12 protein-coding genes are annotated in these 15,826 nt (G+C 50.3%); 8 read left to right on the top strand and 4 right to left on the bottom strand.

The genetic code is table 11. The features are described 5' to 3' along the window. Positions 1-611: 611 nt before the first annotated feature. Entirely contained in the window at positions 612-1,529 is a 918-nt protein-coding gene (locus tag HPT30_RS05405; RefSeq protein ID WP_175370413.1) for an AraC family transcriptional regulator, read from the bottom strand. A 143-nt stretch (positions 1,530-1,672) separates the two neighbouring features. On the opposite strand from HPT30_RS05405, the gene HPT30_RS05400 reads away from it, so the two are divergent. From HPT30_RS05400 to HPT30_RS05370, 7 genes are all read left to right on the top strand, one after another. Further along, positions 1,673-4,135 (top strand): glycoside hydrolase family 38 N-terminal domain-containing protein, encoded by a 2,463-nt coding sequence (locus HPT30_RS05400; protein WP_175370412.1) that lies wholly within the window; start codon positions 1,673-1,675, stop codon positions 4,133-4,135. Positions 4,136-4,316: 181 nt separating this feature from the next. Beyond that, complete coding sequence (locus HPT30_RS05395; protein WP_175370411.1) at positions 4,317-4,793, top strand: glutathione peroxidase; 477 nt, start codon at positions 4,317-4,319, stop codon at positions 4,791-4,793. A 230-nt stretch (positions 4,794-5,023) separates the two neighbouring features. Then, positions 5,024-6,655 carry a formate--tetrahydrofolate ligase gene (locus HPT30_RS05390; RefSeq protein WP_175370410.1) on the top strand — a complete coding sequence of 544 codons (1,632 nt, stop codon included), beginning with the start codon at positions 5,024-5,026 and terminating at the stop codon, positions 6,653-6,655. A 297-nt stretch (positions 6,656-6,952) separates the two neighbouring features. Beyond that, positions 6,953-8,317, top strand: a complete 1,365-nt coding sequence (locus HPT30_RS05385) for an FAD-dependent oxidoreductase (protein ID WP_175370409.1) — start codon at positions 6,953-6,955, stop codon at positions 8,315-8,317. A gap of 193 nt (positions 8,318-8,510) precedes the next feature. Then, positions 8,511-9,338 (top strand): formate/nitrite transporter family protein, encoded by an 828-nt coding sequence (locus HPT30_RS05380; RefSeq protein ID WP_066379178.1) that lies wholly within the window; start codon positions 8,511-8,513, stop codon positions 9,336-9,338. A 388-nt stretch (positions 9,339-9,726) separates the two neighbouring features. Further along, positions 9,727-10,953 (top strand): MFS transporter, encoded by a 1,227-nt coding sequence (locus HPT30_RS05375; protein ID WP_175370408.1) that lies wholly within the window; start codon positions 9,727-9,729, stop codon positions 10,951-10,953. Positions 10,954-11,015: 62 nt separating this feature from the next. Continuing rightward, positions 11,016-11,546: a GNAT family N-acetyltransferase gene (locus HPT30_RS05370; protein ID WP_175370407.1), complete on the top strand. Its 531-nt coding sequence runs from the start codon at positions 11,016-11,018 to the stop codon at positions 11,544-11,546. 73 nt (positions 11,547-11,619) lie between these two features. Here the strand turns inward: HPT30_RS05370 and HPT30_RS05365 are convergent, their stop codons facing one another. Together HPT30_RS05365 and HPT30_RS05360 are read right to left on the bottom strand one after the other, a co-directional pair. Continuing rightward, a complete protein-coding gene (locus tag HPT30_RS05365) occupies positions 11,620-12,168 on the bottom strand; it encodes a GNAT family N-acetyltransferase (RefSeq protein WP_175370406.1) in 549 nt (182 codons plus the stop codon). A 36-nt stretch (positions 12,169-12,204) separates the two neighbouring features. Beyond that, entirely contained in the window at positions 12,205-12,453 is a 249-nt protein-coding gene (locus HPT30_RS05360; RefSeq protein ID WP_175370405.1) for a DUF2164 domain-containing protein, read from the bottom strand. Positions 12,454-12,663: 210 nt separating this feature from the next. Here HPT30_RS05360 and HPT30_RS05355 point away from each other — a divergent pair, with 210 nt between their 5' ends. After that, entirely contained in the window at positions 12,664-14,373 is a 1,710-nt protein-coding gene (locus tag HPT30_RS05355) for a glutamine--tRNA ligase/YqeY domain fusion protein (RefSeq protein ID WP_175370404.1), read from the top strand. A gap of 103 nt (positions 14,374-14,476) precedes the next feature. Here HPT30_RS05355 and HPT30_RS05350 read toward each other — a convergent pair whose 3' ends face one another. After that, on the bottom strand, positions 14,477-15,682 hold the full coding sequence (locus HPT30_RS05350) for an MFS transporter (RefSeq protein ID WP_175370403.1): 1,206 nt from the start codon (positions 15,680-15,682) through the stop codon (positions 14,477-14,479). Positions 15,683-15,826 lie beyond the last annotated feature (144 nt).

Below are 15,826 nucleotides of genomic sequence, written 5' to 3'. Positions count from 1 at the left end.
GGTTTCTTCTTTAAACTGTTTGTTGTATCGCTTCCGTTCTGCCACGGCTACCACCTCTTCTGGAGTTTATTCTATTATCCATGGGTTGGATTTACCGTGTCCACTTTTTAGTCTAATTCATTCGGTACCTTAATTAATGGTGAAATCGCTGTATTCGCGAAATAAGCGCAATATTGTACCTTAAATTCACGAAAAAGGCTCTTTTTCAAACTAAGATGAGAATTAACATACGATTTTGCATTTAATTCCTTAAATTACACGTATAGATAGAAATTAAGGTACATATTTGCCTCTATTTCTCACCTTCTTAATCTTCTAGGCCTAGACCAATTGTTCATGAGGAAAAAAGGAGTGTCCCATAGACCAAGGAATAGCTCTTGTGTCGCTTGGGTCAATACGCAGAGCAGCGATTATCTAATCACAGCAGAATCGATGCTCTGTTGGCTATATGGTTTTGCAAATAAAAAGAATCCGTCACCTCGCGTAGACAGCTTACTTTCGGGGACAGCTCCTTCGCGTCGTTTTAGTGAAGTTTATCTCTTGAATTATATCCGCCCTGGAGAGATCCCCTTAAATTACTCCGCAAGAGTGATGTCAGTGAGTCGGTGGTTTCATTCCCCAGCTTCTTCTATTGGCAGCCGGAGTTGCTCTTTTCGATAGCTCAGCGGGCTTTGTCCATAGCGTTTTTTAAAAGCCCTGCTGAAATAACTGAGGTCGGCAAAGCCGGCTTGTTCTGCCGATTCTGAGACAAGGGCGTCTGGCAGGCGAAGCAGTTCGGCCGCTTTTTCCAGCCGGATCTGATTCATCCGTTCTACAATGGTATGCCCTGTAAGCTTCTTGTATTGCCGGGACAGATGCCCGTAGCTCATATGCAGCGATGCAGCCAATTCCGCGACACTCAGGCGACCACCCTGATAGTCCTCCAAGTAAATCTCCACTTTTCGTACCAGCGGGTCCTGATAGGTTCTGGTTAACCCTGATTGTCCCTCCATCGATTGCTGAAGGGTGCAGAGTTGTTCGAGCAGTCCGACGAGCAAGAGCTGGAGTCCAAGCTCCGAACGCTGCAATGCAGCTTCGCGAAGAAAATGAATCAGCATGGCTCCGAAGCCAGCTTCATCACGGTAGGAGCCGGGCTTCCACTTTTGGAGCCGGAATAACCGTGCATACAGTGAACCTCCGGGCACATTCTCCTCCCCTCCGTCTGCACGCCGAATACGCCACCGGAAACAGAGACCTTCATGCGGATTCCCCTTAGTATACGTATGAGAATGGACCATCCCCGGGGGAATAAGGAAGAACTCATTGGCCTGCACACAGATGGAATCTCCGCCGAAATGCGTATCCAATCGCCCGGTCAGCACATAGTTAAATTCGAACCAGGTGTGGGCGTGAGGTGGACATTTGCTGGCAGTGCCTATTTGTTCAAAAATGATATCTACCCATTCAATAATGACATCCATCACCTGTATTTCTTCACATAATCGATTGAAAACAGGAGGAAGTGCGCTTTTCCAGTCGGTTAGTTCCATTTTGGATTATGGCTTCTTTCTGTTTTTTGAATACATTATATCATAATTGGACAAATATACGTGTGTTTTGGAAATGTACGCAGGCGTCTTACGGCCTCACAATGGAAGGGAGAAGATGACCTTACTTAAGGAGGCGGCAAGAGATGAAAAAACTGCATTTGCTCAGCAATGCCCACCTGGACCCTGTATGGCAGTGGGAATGGGAGGAAGGGGCGGCAGCAGCTGTATCAACCTTTCGCGCAGCGGCGGAGTTTTGCGAGGAATTCGACGGTTATATTTTTAATCACAATGAAGTGATTCTCTATAAATGGATTGAGGAGTATGAACCCAAGCTGTTTGCACGTATTCAGAGGCTGGTGAAGGAAGGCAAGTGGAGAATCATGGGCGGTTGGTACTTGCAGCCTGATTGCAACATGATTTCCGGGGAGTCTTTCGTTCGGCAGATCTTGCTCGGCAAAGCCTATTTCCGGGAAAAATTCGGCGTGGAGCCGACAACTGCAATCAATTTTGATTCGTTCGGACATACCCGGGGACTGGTGCAAATCCTTGAACAAGCCGGATATGATTCGTATATCTTTATGCGTCCTGATGAGATGGATGCTCTTCCAGCGGGAGATTTCATCTGGGAAGGCTACAATGGCTCGAAGGTGATGGCCCATAAGATCGAAGGCGGCTATAACACCAATATGGGCAAAACTCGTGAGAAAATCGAGCGCTGGCTGAGTGATCACGGAGACCGTGACACAGGACTTGTACTCTGGGGAGTAGGCAACCACGGCGGCGGTCCATCCCGCATCGACTTGACCCAGATCGGAGAGCTGATGGCGGAGCGGAAAGATTTCGAGATTATTCACTCCACGCCGGAGGCGTATTTCGAGGATTTGCGGGCAGCAGAGCTGCCGTCCTTTGCGGGCGATCTCAATCCCCGATTTGTGGGCTGCTATACCTCCATGATTCGCATTAAGCAGAAGCACCGTCAATTGGAGAATGAGCTGTTTATGACGGAGAAAATGCTGTCAGCAGCGGCGCTTCAGGGCTTGCTGTCATATCCTTCTAACGATCTGTATGAAGCGTTGTGTGACCTGCTCACTGCTCAGTTCCATGACATCCTGCCTGGAACATCGATACAGCCGGCAGAAGAGGCTTCGCTGCGACAGATTGATCATGGGCTTGAGATCGTGGCACGCCTGAAGGCTAGAGCCTTCTTCGCACTGGCTTCAGGTCAGCCCAAGGCGGCGCTGAAAGAATATCCGATCCTGATCTATAATCCGCATCCGTTCCCGGTGAAGGGCATTTTTGAATGTGAATTTATGCTGGAGGACCAGAACTGGAATGAAGAGTTCTCAATGCCTCAAGTATACAGAGATGGACAACTGCTCCCGTGTCAGCCGGAAAAGGAACTCAGCAACTTGAATCTGGACTGGAGAAAAAGAGTGGTCTTTGAGGCCCAGCTTGCTCCTTCCTCGATGAACCGGTTTGATGCCCGGATTAAAATGTTGGCGGAGAAGCCGCTTCCGCAGCTTAAAGAGCAGGACGGGGCCTTCCGGTTTGAAACTGCAGATCTGCGCGTGGTCATTAACGCTGCAACAGGGCGGATGGATGAATACTCCGTCAAGGGCGTTTCGTACCTGCGTAAGGATGCATTTGCAGCGTTGGTGCTTGCGGACAATGAAGATCCATGGAGAATGGATACGATTGCTTTTGGCCCTGTAGAGGGCAGGTTTGAATTGATGAATGAAGAAGAGAGTGGTGTATTCTCCGGGTTGAAGAATCCACTTCCGGCGGTACGTGTCATTGAAGATGGGGCGGTACGCACGGTGATTGAATCGGTGCTAACATACGGCAATTCCCGTATTTGTCAGCTCTACAAGCTGCCTAAGCAGGGAACCGAGATTGAAGTCGAACTGCGTGTCTATTGGAACGAGAAGGACAAGATGCTCAAGCTGTCCATCCCTACGGTTCTGGAGCAAGGGGACTTCCTTGGCCAGACAGCCTTTGGGGTGAATCCGCTGGATCGGGAGGGTAATGAAACGGTGGCCCAGAAGTGGATTGCAGTGGAAGATGCAGCGCAGAACATGGCGGTTACTTGTATCAATAACGGAATTTACGGCGGAGATTTCCGTCAAGGCGAGGTCCGTCTGTCGCTGCTTCGGGGCGCAGGATACTGTGCTCATCCGATCGGGGACCGTCCGATTATGGTACAGGATCGTTTCCAGCCGCGGATGGATCAGGGTGAACGCAGCTACACCTTCTGGCTGAATGCGGGAGAGCTTGCAGATCGCAGAGACCGGGTGGACCGGGAAGCGCTGGGTCATAACGAACGGCCTTACGCATTGTCATTCTTCCCGTCAGGAGAGGGCGAGCTGATGGACTCCTTTATCGTACTGGAAGATGAACGTATCCAGCTCAGCGCGTTCAAAAAAGAGGAGCAAGGCGACGGCTACATTCTGAGACTATTCGAGCCAACGGGCTCCGGTGGTTCCACCTTCGTCAGTATCCCTTCACTTGGCATCCGCAGTGAAGTCAGTCTGAAGGGATTTGAATTCAAGACATTTCGTATTCAGCCTGCTTCAGGCACGTTTGAGGAGATTCCGCTCTGCGAATGATAATGTATTTGGCTGTGCCAGCCGCCGGACGGTCCTTATGGATCGCTCGGCGGTTTTTAATTGCTTAAGGATTACAGTGATGTGATACACAATTGAGGATAGATATGGCGTACTTTTGTATTCGGACCGGAATAGGAGTAAAATATAGAAAACCAATGAATTTTGAGAGGATGGTAGCACAATGTCGATCTACAGTTTTGCCGGGGTTACGCCTGCGGGCAAGGAAGTACCGTTCACGGAATATGAAGGCAAGGTGCTGCTGATTGCCAATACGGCCAGCAAATGCGGGCTGACTCCGCAATATGGAGAGCTTCAAAAGCTGTACGAGCAGTATGGAGAACAAGGGCTGGTAGTCTTGGGCTTTCCCTGCAATCAGTTTGCCGGACAAGAGCCAGGAACTAGTGAAGAGGCAGCAGAATTCTGCCAGATTAACTATGGCGTCTCCTTCCCGGTATTTGCCAAGGTAGATGTCAATGGACCAGAAGCCAGCAAGCTCTTCGAGTATTTGAAGGAACAGCAACCTGGTGAGGGCGAGAGCAGTGACATCCAGTGGAATTTCACCAAATTCCTCGTCGACCGTAGCGGCAATGTGACCGCTCGCGTTGAGCCGAAAGAATCGCCTGAGACGATGAAGGACAGCATCGAGTCCTTGTTATAAATCTTGAGTAAGCAAGAAATTTTGGAATCACATGTTCTCCCGGACACGGCTTTTGGCTGTTGTCCGGGAGTTTGTCTATTTAGCCTTGTAGAGATCACTGAAGTGTGAAAATAATCCTTGACGCTTTTCATAGACCTTGTATTCTTTAGTAGCAATGATACATAACAGGAATTCGCATAAAGCAGGAAAGATTTCAGAATAATAATTGGCAGGAGGGTTCTGTACACGGCATGAAATTGATTACGGAAGTAGCGGCAGAAGCAGGAATTGGTGAACAACATCTGGAGCTTTACGGTAAATATAAAAGCAAGCTGGCACCTTCACTCTGGGAGGAGCTTAGCCACCGGCCGGACGGAAAACTTGTTCTGGTGACGGCGGTCAATCCCACGCCGGCTGGAGAAGGAAAGACGCTGACCACGATTGGTCTCGCTCAGGCACTTAACGCTTCCGGGGTAAAGACGGTAGCTGCGCTGCGTGAACCTTCGCTGGGGCCTTGCCTGGGTATGAAGGGCGGAGCTACTGGCGGAGGCCAATCACAGATTGTCCCGGCGGACGAGATAAACCTCCATTTTACCGGAGATATTCATGCGGTGACCTCTGCGCATAATTTATTATCTGCTATGATCGACAATCATATCTTCCACGGTAATGCGCTGGATCTGGATCCTCAGCGAATCATATGGAAGCGCGTCATGGATATGAACGACCGCAGTCTGCGGAGCATTGTTACTGGTCTGGGAGACGGCAACGGTACCGTCCGGGAAGCTGGTTTTCAGATCACTACAGCTTCAGAGATTATGGCTGTACTCTGCCTTTGTGATGATTTGTCTGATCTTAAGAAACGGCTGGGCCGGATTCTTGTTGGATATAATCATCTCGGTCAGCCAGTCACAGCACAGGAGCTGGGTGCAGTGGAGGCCATGGCAGCCCTGCTGAAGGAAGCAGTAAAGCCGAATCTGGTACAGACACTGGAAGGCACGCCGGTTATCGTGCATGGCGGGCCTTTTGCGAATATAGCCCATGGCTGCAGCAGTGTTATAGGTACTCGCTATGCGCTGAAGCTGGGTGATCTTGTCGTCACGGAAGCTGGCTTTGGCGCTGATCTTGGAGCCGAGAAATTCATGGACATTAAATGCCGTCAAGCTGGATTAACCCCTGCCGCAGCCGTGCTGGTGGTTACTGTGAAGTCCCTGAAATACAATGGCGGTGTTGCCAAGAGTGAGCTCGGGTCCGAGAATCCAACAGCCTTGCTTGAAGGCATTCCTAATATGGAACGTCATATTGAGAACCTTGGTAAGTTCGGCTTACCAGTTGTTGTAGCCATCAATCATTTTGCGGGCGACAGCCCGGCCGAGATCGAGGCGATCCAGGCAGCTTGCCAACGTCTGAAGGTGCCGTCTGCCGTATCCAAGGTATGGGCAGAGGGCGGAGCGGGCGGCCAGGAACTGGCAAGTGAGTTACTGCGGGTGCTGGAGCAAGACAGTGCTGATTTTGAGCCTTTGTATGAGGATAGCCTTGATATTACGGACAAAATCACCACTATTGTGCGTGAAATCTACCGTGGTGCAGAGGTGAGCTTCTCTCCCGCAGCCAAGCGCAGCCTGGCTGTGATTGACCGGCTGGGTCTGAATGAGCTGCAAGTGTGCATGGCCAAGACGCCGTATTCTTTCTCTGATCAGGCCAAGCTTCTTGGGGCACCCGAAGGCTTTACTATGGGCGTGCGTGACATCACGCTGTCACTTGGTGCCGGGTTTGCCGTAGTTATTACCGGCAACATCGTAACTATGCCTGGTCTTCCGGCTCGACCAGCAGCTGAAGGGATACGAGTGGATGAGGATGGCGAGATACACGGATTAGAATAAGGTTGGAACGAAACTATAGCCCCGGGCTTTACTTGTCTGTATGGACGGTAAGGCTTGGGGCTTTATGTATTTATAGGCTTGGCTTGACGGTCATAATGGCTCTGTGACATGGAGAAGCTAAAGATCAACGCAATTAAGCAGGAAGCGGACACAAAATACTTAAAATTGTGAACAATTTAAGGAATTGCAGAAATAGGGTTGAAATGTGATAAAAATCACAATATAATCAGTTCATAAAGTGAAATAAATCACAAATAAACAATATATAAGCTTTTCAAATTGGAGGAGGAAGAAATCATGAAAGTAGCAGTCATTGGATGTACCCATGCCGGAACCGCAGCCATCGTTAACACAGCCCAGCTTTATCCAGACGCCGAGATTACGGTGTACGAACGCAACGACAATATTTCGTTCCTGTCCTGCGGGATCGCCCTTTATGTAGGCGGTGTTGTTAAGGACCCTCAAGGACTGTTCTATTCTTCCCCAGAGAAGCTCGCCGAGCTTGGGGTGAAGACGAACATGCGTCACGAAGTGATTGCGGTTGACACCAAAGCCAAGACACTCCGGGCCCGCAACCTTGCGAACGGACAGGAATTTGACGATACTTACGACAAGCTGATCATGACCACCGGATCTTGGCCGATTGTTCCGAAGCTGGAAGGTATGGATCTGGACGGTATTTTGCTCTCGAAGAACTACAATCACTCCAACACTATCATTGAAAGAGCCCAGCAAGTGAACCGGATTACGGTAGTTGGCGCCGGATATATCGGAGTAGAGCTGGTTGAGGCGTTCCAGATGAACGGCAAACAGGTAACCTTGATCGACGGGGAAGAGCGGATTTTGAGCAAATACCTGGACGAAGAATTCACTGCTCCTATCGAGCAGTCGCTGAAGGATCATGGTATTACCTTGGCGCTTGGTGAGAAGGTTAGCTCTTTTGTGGGCGAGAATGGCAAGGTTACGAAGGTTATCACAAGCAAAGGTGAGCATGAGACCGAGCTGGTAATTCTATGTATCGGCTTCCGTCCTAATACGGAGCTGTTGAAAGGCCAGGTTGAAATGCTGCCGAACGGTGCGATCGTTGTGAACAATTACATGGAGACTAGTGCGCCTGATGTCTTCGCCGCTGGCGACAGCTGCGCGATCCACTACAACCCAACTGGTAAAAATGCCTACATTCCGCTGGCAACTAACGCTGTACGGATGGGTACTCTGGTGGCCCGTAATCTTGTCGCCCAGACTATTCCTTACATGGGCACGCAAGGAACATCCGGCATCAAGATCTATGAAGATAACATTGCTGGAACGGGACTGACGGAGGAAGCTGCCAAGGGTGAAGGTATGGAAGTGGATAGCGTTATGATCACCGACAACTACCGTCCGGAGTTCATGCCTACATTCGAGCAGGTGCAGCTCAAGGTTGTGTTTGAACGTGCGACACGCCGCATCCTGGGGGCGCAGATCATGTCCAAAATGGATTTGACGCAATCCATTAATACGATCTCGGTCTGCATCCAGAATAAGATGACGGTGGATCAGCTGGCCTTTATCGACTTCTTTTTCCAGCCGCACTACAACAAGCCTTGGAACTTCCTGAATACTGCCGGACTGCAGGCATTGCCGAAAACCCTGGCTGCCAAGGAACCCGCACTTGTGTAATAGCATCATTATTCAGACCGGAGCCAGAGTACTGGCTTCGGTTTTTTTGCGTATCCAAACTTTAATTATGACATGTCAGTGAAAATTTTCACTTGTCTTTTGCAGTAGTGATTATTATCACGTTAATGTCTTATATGACACGCTACAATGGCATAAAGGAACAAATTTAAAGTATTAAAAGGGGATACGAACCATGGCTTATAACAAACCTCAGCAAATTGCTGAAGCAACGGTGGAGAACGGAATCAAGAAGGCGCATAATCCGCTGAGTACCGTCCTTATACTTGGCTTCCTGGGCGGTGCCTTTATCGCCCTCGGGTTTTTACTGGATATCCGCGTGATTGCATCCGCGCCGAAAGAATGGGGCTCCATTGCGAATTTCATCGGGGCTGCAGTCTTCCCGGTAGGTCTGATTCTTGTGCTACTGGCAGGAGCGGAACTGTTAACAGGCAATATGATGGCGGTGCCGCTAGCCTTTATGGCAAAGAAAATTACATTCAAGGAAGTCGTCAAGAACTTGACGCTGATCACACTGAGTAACTTGGCTGGGGCCTTGTTCGTTGCCTATTTCTTCGGGCATGTCGCCGGGTTGACGTCAGACGGAGTCTATCTGGATAAACTGGTGGATATGGCGGGACATAAGCTTGAAGCTGGATTCCTCCCGGCTTTCGTCTCTGGGATCGGCTGTAACTGGCTCGTCGCTTTGGCGGTATGGCTTTCCTACGGCGCAGACAGCTTCAGTGGCAAAATCCTTGGCATCTGGTTCCCGACCATGGCGTTCGTCGCCATCGGCTTCCAGCACGTTGTAGCCAATATGTTCCTCATTCCGGCGGCAATCTTTGAGGGGCACTATTCCTGGTACGAGTATTTAATGAACTTTATTCCAGTCTGGTTGGGAAATCTGACAGGCGGGGCTATATTTGTAGCGGCAGCCTATTGGGCAGCTTACTTACGCAAAGCGCCTACGGCGGTGCAAGCGGTGGATAGCATGTCTGTTGCCAGTGCCAAGAAACATGCTTAATGCGTAGCACAGGGCTACGTTGATGAACAGACATTCTCTGGGGTTCGCAGGTCCTGAAGTCAAGTTACAGGCATGCTTCCTTGGGGGATGTTTTTTTGTACCATTACATAATAAAAATTCGCCGCGGTCTCGACTCGGGGGAACGAAATCGAAACGCACGGCGATTCTAATAGGGAGTGTTTCTTAGGCTCTATTACCCTGGGAATACGGAGGTGAATCAGAGTCATTCTAGACAATGGAGAACGGTCATTCCGTTGACTTCGATCACTTTGATATAATATCGCGATGATGCGACAATGCGGCAGTGTACATGCTTGCCCTACAGCTACTGATGGGAGGATACTGGTGGAATTGACGACACCAATCTTACAGAGGATGTACACTAGTTATGAGGTTTTTATCTGCTTATCCTAAAGAAGTAAAAGTATTTCTGATTGCCAGCCTGATCAATGCGACGGGCAGTGCACTGATGTGGCCGCTCGTGACCATGTATGTTTTCGATGAGCTCGGCCGCAGTATGAAGGATGCCGGTCTGGTCATTCTGATTCAATCCTTGGGGGGGATTGCCGGTCAACTGCTGGGTGGCTCCCTGTACCACAAAGTTGGCGTGAACCGCCTGATTGTCGGAGCGCTCGCTATGAACGCCTTCGCGTTGTTCACTCTTCCGGCCGCCAGTCACAATTGGACGATTTTCATGATCGTTATGGGGTTTGTGGGGCTATTCAATTCGTTGTCACTCCCGGCCATTCAGGCCTTTATTGGCTTTCGCTTTGCCAAGCAGCGGGGTGAGTTGTTTAACATCGTCTACGTCGCTAATAATATAGGTGTGGCGCTAGGTACGGCCTTGAGCGGTTTTCTCGCCGATATCTCCTATATGCTGAGCTTCGTGATGAACGGTGTGACCTCAGCTGTATTCGCCGTGTTTTTCTTCATGTATCTGCGGCGAGTCGGAACGGGACCGGAAGCAGAGGGAGCCGATTATAAAAAGCATCAGCCCCGCAGCCAGTCCGGCTGGCTACTGATGGGCAATACAAGAATCTACCTCTATATGTCGGTAGCTTCGCTGTTCCTGCTGGTCGGCAACTCCATCTGGAACACGGGTGTGTCACCGTTTATTATTTCGGAAGACTGGCCCAAGAAAGCGTATGGCTTCCTTTGGACGCTGAACGGCATTCTGATCTTTGCTGCCCAGCCCGTGATCAGTTTGCTGAAACGCTGGTTCGCCAAAGATTCCACGGCCCAGATGACGGCCAGTGCGCTGCTCTATTTGAGCGGCTATGCCGTGATCCTGGGCGTGCAGAATTACCCTGGCCTGATTCTGGCCATGGTGTTAACTACGTTCGGTGAAATGTTAATTTCTCCGGCTATGCCGGCTTTCATCACCGAACATGCGAACCGCAGTGCCCCGTTCTACCTGGGGCTGAGCGGAGGTATTGGGGCCATCGGCAGAGTTATCGGCCCATATTTCATGGGCAGCTTGTATGACAGCGGAGGATTGTCGCCTACCGCCTGGCTGGCGTGTGCCATGGCAGTGCTGTCCACCTTGTTCTTCATTATTCATGCCTATATCAATCGCCGGCTCGGCTCGGCGGACCAGGTAACTGTATCACCTTAGGCTTTGGCATGGGTAGCCATCGGCCTGATATATATTCCAGAGTTGGGGTAAGGGGGAGGCTTATGCAACGAATGGATAGCGGCGCGCTGATGATCCGGCCCTCGGAGATCAGGGATGCCGGGGATCTGATTGCGCTGGATCATCTCGTCTGGACTGAGGAAACGACACCGGGACCTTTGAAATGGCGTTCGCGGGAGGATTATTTGCAGCATTCACCACCCGGCTCTCAGTTATTGGCCTTAAATCAGGGCCGGCTATACGGGTATGTCGGCTTTGGCAGTCCCAGCCCGATGAAGAGCCATCGGCATGTCTGTGAGATTAATATTGCAGTCCATCCAGAGTTTCGGCGGTCCGGTATTGGACGCCAATTGGTGGAAGCGGTCAAAAGGCATGTCAGGGATTACGGCATCCGCAAGCTCCGCCTGCGTGTGCTTGCAAGTAATGAGGTGGCACTGACCTTCTACCGATCCTGTGGATTTCAGGAGGAGGGACGATTGCGGGAAGAGTTTTATCTCGGCGGCCATTATGTCGATGAAATCTTTATGGGTCTTATGCTTACTGGAGAGCAAAACGAAGAGACGGGTACCGCCTAAAACCAAGCAACCCGTTATCCATTGTGTAAGGAGAACGGGTTGCTTGGTTGGGACATAAGGTTAGGACTTGTGGCTAGCCCAATAGCTGCCACTCACTGCGCAGCAGGCCGTATACAGCGTGGTTAACGAAGTCGTCCGGCAGCTTTTCTGCCTGGCGAATGACACCTTCCAGTACAAAGCCCAGCCGCTCAGGAATGGCGCGGCTAGGGGCGTTGCCGGTAGCACAGCGGATTTCTACACGGTTCAGCTCCATCTCCAGCAGCGCGTAGTCGACGAATACCCGCACAGCACTGGTCATATATCCTTTGCCTTCGTAGCCTTCGCCCAGCCAGTAACCGATGCCGACGGAACGGTTATGCCAGTCGATCTCATGATAGCCGATCACGCCAGCCAGCTCGCCCTGCACCCATAATCCTGCGGAGAAGCCCCCGTTGTCGCTGCCCAGCTTCATGGCATTCTTAATGAAGCTGGCGATATGAGCCTGCTCCGTAACGCCGTCAACCCATGGCAGCCATTGTCTAAGCCGCTCCCGTGAGCGATCCACCAGTTGGAACATCGGGCGGGCATGCTCCGGCGCCAGTGGTTTTAGCATAAGTTCTTCATCAATAACGTAATTAAACAAGTCGCAGCCTCCTTTGCAGCCCATAGCCTAATCTGTCTATCTGCGTTGTCGCCATTCTAGCGCATAAATGTCTTCTTCCAGCGACTGCATCCGCTGCCCTACCAGGCTACGGCAGTCCTTGAGCGCTTCATTATAGATGGAAGGGCCCAATTCTTGCAGGAAGAAGTCGAGCAGATGATCTGCGGCCAGGTGACCGATGGTCTCACCGCGTTCAGCTTCAAAGTGGCTGCGGATATGCTCTACAAGAAGCTCACGCTGCTCCTTGGGCAGTTTGATGACTTTCACAGGTCAATCCCCCTTTTAGATGTAAATTAAGGTAAAAAGGCTCTATGCTCTCATGCTACTCTATCGCCGGGAGTGAAGTCAAAAGATTCATAGGTACCGGAAGAAAGCATTCGGAACCCTGTCCGCTTTTATTGAACAATCCCTGCGTAACGGGTATATTAGTAGGAAACATGTTCATACAAGGTAGTAGTAACATTCCAGAAAGAAAGGTTGATATCTGTGGAGAACCGTAGCACCCCCTCCAATTTTATTAAGAATGTCATTACCGAAGATCTCCGCTCGGGTAAAGCCAAGGAAGTGATCACCCGGTTTCCGCCGGAGCCGAACGGCTATTTACATATCGGACATGCCAAGGCGATTTGGATCAACTTTACACTTGCGGATGAGTTCGGCGGCAAGACTAACCTGAGATTCGATGACACGAATCCCGTCAAAGAGGATGTCGAGTTCGTCAATTCCATTAAAGAAGACGTGAAGTGGCTTGGCTATGAATGGGAAGAGCTGCGCTTCGCCTCCGATTATTTCGAGGAAATGTACGTGCGCGCGGAACTGCTGATCAACAAAGGTAAAGCCTATGTGGACGATCTCAGTGCTGATCAGATCCGCGAGCTGCGCGGCACGTTGTCGCAGCCGGGACAGAACAGTCCTTACCGTGAACGCAGTATTGAGGAGAACCTCGACCTGTTCCGCCGCATGCGTGCAGGTGAATTCCAAAATGGCGAGAAGGTGCTTCGTGCCAAGATCGACATGCTTTCGCCGAACATTAACCTTCGTGATCCCGTCATTTATCGGATTTCTCATGCCCATCACCACAACACCGGCGACAAATGGTGCATTTATCCGATGTATGCCTTTGCCCATCCGCTAGAAGACGCTATCGAAGGTGTAACGCATTCCCTGTGTTCTCTGGAGTTCGAGGATCAACGTCCATTCTATGATTGGGTGATCGCGGAATGCGAAATGCCGTCTGTACCGCATCAATACGAATTTGGACGCCTCAACCTGGCTCAGACCGTTACGAGCAAGCGCAAGCTGAAGCTGCTGGTTGATGAAGGCCATGTCGATGGCTGGGACGATCCGCGTATGCCGACGGTTTCGGGTCTGCGCCGCCGTGGCTATACACCTGAAGCCATTCGCAATTTTGTATTCGAGACCGGAATCTCCAAGAACAATGGTCTGGTAGACTATCCGATGCTGGAGCATTTCATTCGTGAGGATCTGAAGCTGACTGTGCCGCGTACAATGGCGGTGCTTCGCCCGCTTAAGGTTGTCATTACGAACTATCCGGAAGGCCAAAGTGAGTTGTTGGAAGCGGAGAATAACTCAGAGAACGAAGAAATGGGCGTTCGCCAAATTCCGTTCTCCCGTGAAATCTACATCGAACGCGATGACTTCATGGAGAATCCGCCAAGCAAATATTTCCGTTTGTTCCCTGGCAATGAAGTACGCTTGAAGCATGCTTACTTCATCAAGTGCAATGAGGTTATCAAGGATGAGAACGGTGAAGTTGTTGAACTGCATTGTACCTATGATCCTGAGACGAAAAGCGGCAGCGGGTTTACAGGCCGTAAGGTTAAAGGAACGCTGCATTGGGTCGAAGCCAGCCAAGCCGTTCCGGCAGAATTCCGCCTCTTAGAGCCGCTGATTGCAGCAGAAGAGCCGGATCAAGTGGTTGATGTGGAAGGTCTGGATGAAGCGGAGGACAAGCCGGAGCCAACCTTCCTGGATCAGTTGAACCCGAACTCCTTGGAGATTCTGCAGGGCTTTGTGGAGCCGGGTCTGAAGGACAGCGTACCTCAGGACAAGTTCCAATTCTTCCGTCACGGTTACTTCAACGTAGACAGCAAATATTCAGCTCTGGGTCATCTGGTGTTCAATCTAATAGTATCCTTGAAAAGCTCGTTCCAACTGCCGAAATAAGCACTCTGGAATCGCAGTTACTAGGATCAGACATACAAAAGGGGAGTTCCTGCAGACACTGAACAGTGCTGAGGAACTCCCCTTATTTGTACATGACGCTGATTTATAACTCCACTTCCTCCACTAGCTCTGGTTCTTCAGAGACAGGCTGATAGCGGCCCCGAATGACGAACAGCCACATAAACCCGAAGCCGAGTGTCCCGATAAAGGTCAGGAATACGCTGCCCTGATACATGCTGAGGGCCCCGAGATTCTGATACAGCCATCCTCCGAGAATACCGCCTAGAATCCCGGAGATTCCGCTCCAGGTCAAGGTATAGAGCGCTTGTCCTGAAGAATGGTACGGACGTGGTACGAGCAGACGAGTTAACTGGGCACCAACATAGAAAAATCCACCGAAGGTTACACTGTGCAGAATCTGTATGAGAGCTACCTCCAGCGGCATCGTTGCATCAGCCATCAGCCACCAGCGTAGAACATACAGGGCACTGACCAGTGTCAGACAGCCGATTAATACCGATATTTTGCGTTTCAGGAATCGTTCGCAGAGGACGAACACGCCAACCTCCAGGATGGACGAGAGGAATACAGCTAGTCCAATCATGGTTTTGGAGCCGCCCAAATCAGTGATATACAGCGACATGAACGTCGTATTCATCGTATTCGGAATGGAAACGAGAATCCCGAAGAGAATAAAGCACAGGAAGAACGGGTTAGCAAAAAGTTTGCCAAAGCCTCTGAACGGCAGCGGAGCCATCCCGATGGAATGATTCAGCTTAGGCAGTACCAGCAGCGATACCATCGAAGCACATAGCAGTGCTGCGAACAGATAGGATAAAATAGAGACACCCGTTCGGTCAATAATGGGGCCTACAGCCAGCGCAGTGATGGCCCATCCCAACGAGCCCCAGAGCCGGAAGGAATTGAAACGATAGTTCGTTCCGTCTATATAGCTCAGAATGATCGTATTGCTCTGGGCAAACAGCGGCCCTTGGAAGAAAAAGAACAAGATGATGGAGATATAGATCATCTCATATGTATTCGCTTGAAAGACAAGCTGCGATAAGAGCAGTGTTCCCGTCAGCATGATCAGCACGATTCGGCGAATGTTCTGGTAACGGTTAGTCCAGATGCCCCAGAACGGATTGGCGAAAATGGAAACGAGTGCACCCAGGGATATGACACTACCGATCTCAAGCTTGTTCATCCCTACATCCTGCAGGTATAGTTGAAAAAAGCTGGTGAACAGGACCATGGTTCCATATACAAAGAAATTGAACCATTTTAAGGACGTGAAAGAAGATTGCATATGAAGGTTCTCCCGCAATTTGGGCACTCCTTTCCCGCTAAATTCCGTGCATATATTCATTACAGCCGTCATTAGGCAGCTTCTATCACTGTAACACGTGTTGAAAAGGGATACAAACCAACTTTTGAGCAGATTTCCAAATCT

Origin of the sequence: Paenibacillus agri (assembly GCF_013359945.1) — a bacterium.
Lineage (GTDB): Bacteria > Bacillota > Bacilli > Paenibacillales > Paenibacillaceae > Paenibacillus_AQ > Paenibacillus_AQ agri.
Note: the sequence above shows the minus strand (reverse complement) of the source record. Positions and strands in the feature narration are given on the sequence as shown.

What these genes read in the sequence shown, in the direction of transcription:
- HPT30_RS05390 (WP_175370410.1), top strand. Translation starts at nt 5,024, where the DNA reads ATGAAATTGATTACGGAAGTAGCGGCAGAAGCAGGAATTGGTGAACAA.
- HPT30_RS05350 (WP_175370403.1), bottom strand. Translation starts at nt 15,682, where the DNA reads ATGCAATCTTCTTTCACGTCCTTAAAATGGTTCAATTTCTTTGTATAT.
- HPT30_RS05375 (WP_175370408.1), top strand. Translation starts at nt 9,727, where the DNA reads ATGAGGTTTTTATCTGCTTATCCTAAAGAAGTAAAAGTATTTCTGATT.
- HPT30_RS05380 (WP_066379178.1), top strand. Translation starts at nt 8,511, where the DNA reads ATGGCTTATAACAAACCTCAGCAAATTGCTGAAGCAACGGTGGAGAAC.
- HPT30_RS05400 (WP_175370412.1), top strand. Translation starts at nt 1,673, where the DNA reads ATGAAAAAACTGCATTTGCTCAGCAATGCCCACCTGGACCCTGTATGG.
- HPT30_RS05395 (WP_175370411.1), top strand. Translation starts at nt 4,317, where the DNA reads ATGTCGATCTACAGTTTTGCCGGGGTTACGCCTGCGGGCAAGGAAGTA.
- HPT30_RS05370 (WP_175370407.1), top strand. Translation starts at nt 11,016, where the DNA reads ATGCAACGAATGGATAGCGGCGCGCTGATGATCCGGCCCTCGGAGATC.
- HPT30_RS05385 (WP_175370409.1), top strand. Translation starts at nt 6,953, where the DNA reads ATGAAAGTAGCAGTCATTGGATGTACCCATGCCGGAACCGCAGCCATC.
- HPT30_RS05405 (WP_175370413.1), bottom strand. Translation starts at nt 1,529, where the DNA reads ATGGAACTAACCGACTGGAAAAGCGCACTTCCTCCTGTTTTCAATCGA.